General features: G+C 65.6%; 7 protein-coding genes. 2 read left to right on the top strand and 5 right to left on the bottom strand.

Going from position 1 to position 7,568, the window contains the following annotated elements:
- Nucleotides 1-69 precede the first annotated feature (69 nt).
- The 3 genes from IIB36_19805 to IIB36_19795 are packed head-to-tail and all read right to left on the bottom strand — an operon-like array spanning nt 70 to nt 3,909.
- Nucleotides 70-2,262: a CRTAC1 family protein gene (locus IIB36_19805; protein MCH7533987.1), complete on the bottom strand. Its 2,193-nt coding sequence runs from the start codon at nt 2,260-2,262 to the stop codon at nt 70-72.
- 58 nt (nt 2,263-2,320) lie between these two features.
- Nucleotides 2,321-3,127, bottom strand: a complete 807-nt coding sequence (locus tag IIB36_19800) for a prepilin peptidase (protein ID MCH7533986.1) — start codon at nt 3,125-3,127, stop codon at nt 2,321-2,323.
- Entirely contained in the window at nt 3,124-3,909 is a 786-nt protein-coding gene (locus IIB36_19795) for an RNA methyltransferase (GenBank protein MCH7533985.1), read from the bottom strand. The genes IIB36_19800 and IIB36_19795 overlap by 4 nt, the downstream gene beginning before the upstream one ends.
- A gap of 50 nt (nt 3,910-3,959) precedes the next feature.
- Here IIB36_19795 and thiD point away from each other — a divergent pair, with 50 nt between their 5' ends.
- Nucleotides 3,960-4,790: a bifunctional hydroxymethylpyrimidine kinase/phosphomethylpyrimidine kinase gene (gene thiD / locus IIB36_19790; protein ID MCH7533984.1), complete on the top strand. Its 831-nt coding sequence runs from the start codon at nt 3,960-3,962 to the stop codon at nt 4,788-4,790.
- Here thiD and IIB36_19785 read toward each other — a convergent pair.
- The gene (locus IIB36_19785; GenBank protein MCH7533983.1) at nt 4,769-5,674 is read right to left on the bottom strand and encodes a purine-nucleoside phosphorylase; all 906 of its coding nucleotides are present in this window, start codon (nt 5,672-5,674) and stop codon (nt 4,769-4,771) included. The genes thiD and IIB36_19785 overlap by 22 nt on opposite strands.
- Nucleotides 5,626-7,104 (bottom strand): NupC/NupG family nucleoside CNT transporter, encoded by a 1,479-nt coding sequence (locus tag IIB36_19780; protein ID MCH7533982.1) that lies wholly within the window; start codon nt 7,102-7,104, stop codon nt 5,626-5,628. Before IIB36_19780 ends, IIB36_19785 begins: the two co-directional genes overlap by 49 nt.
- Before the next feature lie 379 nt (nt 7,105-7,483).
- On the opposite strand from IIB36_19780, the gene IIB36_19775 reads away from it, so the two are divergent.
- Nucleotides 7,484-7,568 (top strand): Hsp70 family protein (locus IIB36_19775; protein ID MCH7533981.1); only part of this gene is annotated, 85 nt, incomplete at its 3' end.

Below are 7,568 nucleotides of genomic sequence, written 5' to 3'. Positions count from 1 at the left end.
CTACGCCGAGCAGAGTGAGGGATGCCCGCCGGAAAGTCAGCAGAGTCCGCCCGGCGCCGCGTGCCGCGGTCAACGCGCCGAGCCGAGGCTGAACGAGGACACCGTCAGCGGCTCGAGCTCGGCGGCGCCCTCGACCACCCTGTAGACGCGGTCCATCTCGACGTCGAGGTATACATCCGTTCGTCCGGTCGTCGGCCAGGTGATTGCGATCTCGCGAATCCCGACCGCGACGCCTAACCCGATCTCCTGCTGCAGGCTATTCGCACCGAAGCTCCCTCCGCCGCTCACGAGCTTGTGTAACTCCGCCGTCTCGCCGCCCATGTCCAACGTGACGCGTATGCGCGCTCCGAGCCCGTCTCGGTTCGAGGTCACGCCCTCCAGCCTAAGCGTGATCCAGTGATGACCCCGGCCGGGATTCTCGAAGAGTAGGTTGCGGCCGAGATCCGCCGGGTACGCGCCCCCCATGTTCACCAGGATGTCCTGGTCACCGTCGTTGTCGACGTCTCCGAACGACACGCCATGCCCTTTCTGGAAGTGCCCGAACCCTCCCGACGTGGTCACCTCCTGGAAGCGCTGTCCCGCATCGTTTCGGAACATGCGGTTCGCCATCATCGCCTCGGGGACGGGGTCCCCGGTGCCGGCATAGAAGTCCGGATAACCGTCCGAATCCAGGTCACCGTAGTTGGAGCCCATCACGTACTGGATCCGGTCGAGGCCGGTCGCGGCGGCGACATCCGTGAACGTCCCGTCTCGGTTGTTGTGGTACAACCGCGGAACCTCGCCAGCGTGAGACCGGCCGAGGTGCTCGGCGGCTATGTCCCCGACTGTCGCGAAGTAACCCGAGACGTACAAATCCAGCCAGCCGTCGTTGTCGTAGTCCCAGAACCACACGGGGAAGCTCATCTCCGGTTCGGCCACGCCCGCCTCCGCTGTGACATCCCGAAACGACCAGCCGCCGTCCGGGGTCGGACCTTCGTTCGCGAGCAAGACATTCGGCTGCCGCATGAGCGAGATGTACAGGTCCGGATCCCCATCATTGTCGTAGTCCCCCCACGCGACCCCCTTCGTGAATCCGACCACGCCTGCGCCCACCGCCAGCGCGACATCGCTGAAGGTGCCGTCTCCGTTGTTGCGGAAGAGTTGATTCGGGTTCCGCCGGCTCCCGGACGACTCGTTTCCGACGTACAGATCGAGCCACCCGTCCCCGTCGTAGTCCGCCCAGTCGGCGGTCTGTGTCGAATAGGCGTCGAGCAGGCCCGCGGCCTCCGTCACATCCTCGAAAGTCCCGTCACCGCGATTCCTCAGGAGTGAATTCGGCTGCCCGTACGACAGCCAAGCCCCCCGCAGGACGAGCACGTCGAGGAAGCCGTCGTTGTCGAAGTCCGCGTGCTTGAGATTCAATCCCCCGACGATGCCACGCAGTCCGGCGTCATCCGTGCGCTCGATGAATCCTCCCTGACCGTCGTTCTCGAAGTACCGGAGCTGGTCCTCCAAAAGCCAGCCGGAGACCATCACGTCCAGATCCCCGTCGCGATCGAAGTCGTCCATGACTGCGCCGCCGGCATGGCCCTTCACATCGAGGCCGATATCGGCGGCTCGATTCGGGAAGCGTCCGACGTCGTGCTCGGCCGTGAACGTCGCGGGCTCGATGAGCCACGGGGCCGGTACGCCGCCCGGATACTCGCCGAGAAGCATATAGGCGATGTTGAGCAGCCACCGGTGACCTAGGTTGTTGGGATCCGACTCCAGCAGTCGCTCGAACGCCCTTGCGGCTGCGCGCCCCGGCGCGCTCGCGGGGCGCCTCTCTTTGTTCACCACGGGCAGCAGGCACCTGTCGACGTCACGCGCCTCGACACAATCGAGTTGCTCTTCCCACTTGAGCAGAGCGCCGGCGTGGAGCTCCGCGATAGCCTGGCGAAACTCGGCCGAGATCCCTCCACCGGCGGCGTCGATCGCGTCGAGTAGCGACTGCATGCTGTCGGTCGCTTCTTGGAAGCGCCCGGCGTAGAGAAGCATCTCCGAAAGCTGGCCCCTGAACGTCATCAGCCCCTGGAGGCCCGGTCCAGGTCCCCTGGCGAGTAACGCCTCTACCGGCGCTGAGCCCACAAACTGGCTCTGCTGACGGTCGATTCCCGCCGCGATTTGCGCAAGTCGCTCCACCATGCGTTCGGTTCCGCTCTCCGTGACGTCGTCCTGTGCCCCCGACGAGGCATCCGCGCACGCCGGCAGAAGAGCGACGAAAAGCAAGCAGAGACGGGACATCCGGAGCGTCATGTCATCACGCTCGACTCAAACGGCCCGGGGCGCAAGCATCACCCTTCTAAAGTCCGACGATCTGCGTGAGATACCAGGAGAGCATCTGCTCACCCCACGCGTACGAGATCGCGGCCGCCGCCGCGAGGAAGACGCCGAGGGGAATCAGACGCTTCGAGATCGATGAGATGGGGCCGAAGACCAACAGCGCCGAGAGCGAACCGATGAACACCGTCTCGGCGACACCCCAAACCCCGATGAAGGCACCCACCATCATCATCATCTTGATGTCGCCACCACCCATCGCCCGGTCTACACCGGCTTCTTCAAGGCGGCCCGGCGAGAGCTTCTTGATCAGCCACGTGCCGCCGACTCCTACGAGCCAGAGAACCGAATATCCAACCGCCGCACCGATGATCGAGTCGACCCAGTCGATGCCACCCGGAAGGAATGCCATCCCGACTCCGACGACAGCGCCCCCGATCGAAAACTGATTCGGGATGATGTAGAAGCGCGCATCTGAGATCGAGATCCCGAAGAGGATCCATAGGAAGACGCCGCCGCGTAGCGCTTCGGGCGTCGCACCGTGCGCCGCGAAGACGCCCGCCCAGATGAGCGCGCTCGCCAGCTCCACGAGCGGGTACTGGATCGAGATCGGTTCGGAACAGAATCGACACCTCGCCCGGAGAATCATCCAACTCAGAATCGGAATATTGTCGTACCACCGCACCGATTTCAGACACTTCGGGCACCTCGAGCCGGGCGAGACGATCGACTCGCCCTGGGGCCAACGCAGCGTGCAGACATTCAAGAACGAGCCGACGGCGAGCCCGAAGAGACCGGCCATGATCGGGGCCAACGATGCCTCCATCACGCACCTGACTCCTTCGTCAGTTCATAGAGCAATACCGACCCCGCCATCCCGACGTTCAACGATTCGGCGGGTCCCCGCATCGGGATCGACACCGTGCTCGTCGCCGCATCTCTCAGCTCGTCGCGGACACCCGCTCCTTCATTCCCCATGATCAGCGCGAAACCGGCCTGACGCTCGTCTCCGCCAACCGGCTCGCCGCCAGCGGCCGCGACGCGCAACGGCACTCCAGCGTGCTGGAGCGCGGCGACGGCGTCGAGCAAACGCGCCTGAATCACCGGAATGCGAAACGCCATACCGGCGGACGCCCGTACCGTCTTGGGTGCCCAAGGGTCCGCCGTCCCCTCGAGCGCGATGACCGCATCGAGGCCAAAGGCGACCGCGGCCCGCAGCAGCGTGCCCGTATTGCCCGGGTCCTGGACGCCGTCGAGAACCAGCAGCCGCACCCCTGCCTCGACCAGGTCGAGCGAAGCGCGAGGCTCGCTGCAGACGAGCAGGATCCCCTGCGGGTGCTCGGTATCGGCCAGCTCGCCCAACTCGGCGTCGTCGATGGTGTGGAGCTCGAGATCCGCCGCCGCCAACCGGTTCGCGAGCGCAGAGCCGCCACTCGTGTGTGCGAGCCTCGGGGAGGTCACGGCGAAGCGGCCGTTCGCCCCCGCGTCGAGCGCCTCCGTAACCGCGCGTACGCCTTCGACGAGCACGAGCCCCTCCTTCCTCCTCGACTTGCGGATCCGAAGTCGCCCGACCATGCGGGTCCGACGCTGGCTCAAGCCCACGTGTGCCACCACTTTTTCTTGTGGCCCGTCGTCCCTACCGCTGACAACAAGACGCGAAGATGTCCGTCGATCAGCTCCATCGGCCCCACCAGCCCGATCAGCCCCACCAGCCCGTTGCTCTCACGATCGCGGGCAGCGACAGTGGGGGTGGCGCCGGCATCCAGGCAGACCTCAAGACGTTCCAATCGTTCGGTGTGTACGGAACGAGCGCAGTGACGGCGATCACGGCCCAAAACACCCTCGGGGTGCACAGAATCCACCGCGTGCCTCTCCAGGACGTGCGCGCCCAGATCGACGCGGTCGTCGCGGATCTCCGACCCCAGGCGCTCAAGACCGGAATGTTGGCGAGCGCCGCGCTGGTATGCGAGGTCGCGGACGCCATCGAAGCGCACGCGCTGGACCGCTACGTCATGGATCCGGTCATGGTCGCCAGCAGCGGAGCCCGGTTGCTCGATTCCGACGCAGAAGCCTCTCTCGTCACGAGGCTCCTGCCCCTGGCGACGCTGATCACGCCCAACCTGCACGAGGCCGCGATCCTGGTAGGAGAGCCGCTCGAGACCGTCGGGCACATGAGCGCGGCAGCCCGGAGACTCGTCGAGCTGGGCGCGGGTGCTGCACTCATCAAGGGCGGACACCTCGACGGAGACGCAGTCGACGTGCTCTGGGACGGTGACGATGAGCGGGTCTGGCAGCGGCCGCGCATCGACACCCCTCACACTCACGGTACGGGATGCACGCTCTCGGCCGGCGCCGCCGCGGGGCTCGCGCTTGGAGAGTCCGTACACGATGCTGTCGAACGGGCGATCCGCTTCGTCGTGCGAGCGATCGAGTCGGCTCCGGGGCTGGGTGGAGGCCACGGACCTTTGAATCACTCCGTGTCCTCGGAGTAGCCGGTCGCCTTCAACCGCCCAAGGACACCGCTGATTAGCAGCCGCAGCCGCGCGCCCGCCACGCGACCGACCTCGATCACCTCCTCGTGGCCTATCGGCTGCGGGCTGAGACCGGTCCCCTTGTTGGTGACCATCGAGAAGCCCAGGCAACGGAGTCCCGCCGCGCGCGCTACCGTCACCTCCGGTACGGTCGACATACCGACGACGTGCGCGCCGAGGCGAGCGAGCATACGGACCTCGGCGGCGGTCTCGTACGACGGCCCGAGAACGGCCGCATACGTGCCTCGCGTGAGCTCGATACCGAGGTCGGCAGCCACCTCCAGAGCAAGACGCTGGAGCGCGACGTCGTACGGCGCGCTCATGTCCGGAAAGCGCTCTTCCCCACCGTGCACCGGCCCCGCGAGCGGGCTCCGGAACGCAAGGTCGATCTGATCCTCGATGAGGAGGAGGTCCCCAGCTTCGAGCTTGCCGTCGATTCCACCAGCAGCATTGCTCGCGACGAGCACCTCGACACCGAGCGCCGCGGCGACTCGAACCGGAGCGACAACCACCTCCATGGGGTGTCCCTCATACGCGTGGTACCGTCCCGCTTGCAGCAGGACAGGTGTACCGTCGAGGTGCCCGGCCACATACGCCCCGCTGTGTCCTTCGACGCCCGATGGCGGAAAACCCGGGACTTCCTCGAAGGACACGGTCGTGGCGTCACTCACCTGCGTCGCAAGCTGGCTGAGTCCCGAGCCGAGTATCACCTGGACCGAGGGAATGAAGGGCAGCCGGCCGCGCAGGAAGTCCGCGGCGGCTTCGACATCGACGCTGGCGACCGTCGTCTCCGCGCTCAGAGGATCATCCCGGCGACCGTAGCGGTCATGAATGCGGCGATCGATCCCGCGATCATGGCGCGGAGGCCCAACCGCGACAGATCGTGCCTGCGCGAAGGCGCGATGCCTCCGATTCCGCCGAGCTGTATCGCGATCGATGAGAAATTGGCGAACCCAGAGAGCGCGTACGTGGCGATGACGATCGAGCGCGGCTGCAGCTGGTGCTCACCTCCGAGCGTCGCGGCCAGCTGGAAGTATGCGACGAACTCGTTGAGCACCGTCTTGACGCCCATCAGGGAGGCAACCACGGGCGCGTCCACCCACGGCACGCCCATCAGCCAGGCGAGCGGCGACAGAACCCATCCGAGCATCCATTCGAAGGTGAGCGTTTCGAGGCCGACGAGGCCGCCGACCCACCCCAGCATGCCATTCATCAAGTACACCAACGCGAGGAAGGCCAGCAGCATCGCACCTACGTTCAGCGCCAGATAGAGCCCTTCCGAAGCGCCGCGCGCGGCCGCGTCGATGACGTTTACATCAGGTTTCTCGATATCGACCTCGAGCTTCCCCGCCGTCTCTGGTGTTTCGTCCTCCGGGTACATGAGCTTGGCGATGACGAGCGCGGCCGGAGCCGACATCACCGAAGCGGCCATGAGGTGGCCCGCGATGTCAGGGAAGTAAGCCAACAAGATCCCTACGTACGCTGCGAGAACGCCACCTGCGACGGTCGCGAAGCCACCGGTCATCACAGCCATCAACTCCGACATCGTCATGCGATCGATGAACGGCTTGATCAAGAGGGGGGCTTCGGTCTGGCCCACGAAGATGTTGCCGGCCGCAGACAGCGTCTCCGCACCCGACGTTTTCATCGTCCGTTGCATGACGAAGGCCACGCCCTTCACCGCGACCTGCATGATGCCCACGTGATACAGCACCGTCATCAGCGACGAGAAGAAGATGATCGTCGGCAGAACGTTGAACGCGAAGAACGCACCGGTATGCGCCACCTGACCCGGCGTCTCCACGAAGTCGCCCTGACCCACTGCCCCGGTGCCCACCGGCACGTTGTCGTAGACGAGCTCACCGAAGATGAAGCGCGCGCCTTCCACCGTGAAGCCGAGCAACGCGATCACGATCCGGTTCATCACTCCGAAGACCTCGGTTCCGACCGGCGTCTTCAGAATCAGGAACGCGAAGAGGATCTGGAGAGAGATGCCCCAGATCACGACGCGCCAGGGGATGTTCTTGCGGTCGACGCTCATGAGCCAAGCCACCAGCGCCAACAGGAAGAGGCCCAGAATCGAACGCAGCCGGTCGAGTAGCGGCGTGTCGAGCGAGCCCTGCGGAACGCTGATCTGGGCGGTAGCCTGAACCGCGGCGGCCGAGGCCACCGATGTGACCGCGGCCTCGGCACCGAGTGACGTCCAGGCACCGGTGACGATCAGGATCGCCGCGCACGTCCATAGAACGGCAACTCTGGGACTGGGTCGCTTCATCTAGGAGCAGTCCTCGTGAGCGGTGGAAGTCGGGCGCAATATCAGCCGCCCGCGCCATCACCACCAGCCGCGATGATCCAATTCGTGCGGCTCAGGTCGTCTGCACGGTCTCATTCCAACGCCGACTCGGAGCGCTGCCCGAGTAGCATCGGGTCCGGGGCATGCCATTTTGGCAGTCTTTGCCCCGCAAGCGCGCCAGACCGGCGGGCTTTTCGCTCCCTCTACCGGCATGGGGATTGCACTTCCTGTGCCGTGACGCCGGGTCGTTACCGACCGCGCGCACATCCGCCGGCCCTAGCCGGCGCTTCTAAATAGATCGCTCGCTCGCGGGGGCCGGCCGGCCCCCGCCGGGCTCCAACCGCAACGAGAAGAGGAGAGCATGGGCAAAGTCATCGGGATCGACCTCGGAACCACGAACTCGGTGGTCGCCGTCATGGAGGGTGGTGAGCCCGTCGTGATCCCCA

This window comes from Gemmatimonadota bacterium (genome assembly GCA_022560615.1).
Lineage (GTDB): Bacteria > Gemmatimonadota > Gemmatimonadetes > Longimicrobiales > Gaopeijiaceae > UBA1138.
This window is presented reverse-complemented; position numbering and strand designations above follow the sequence as displayed.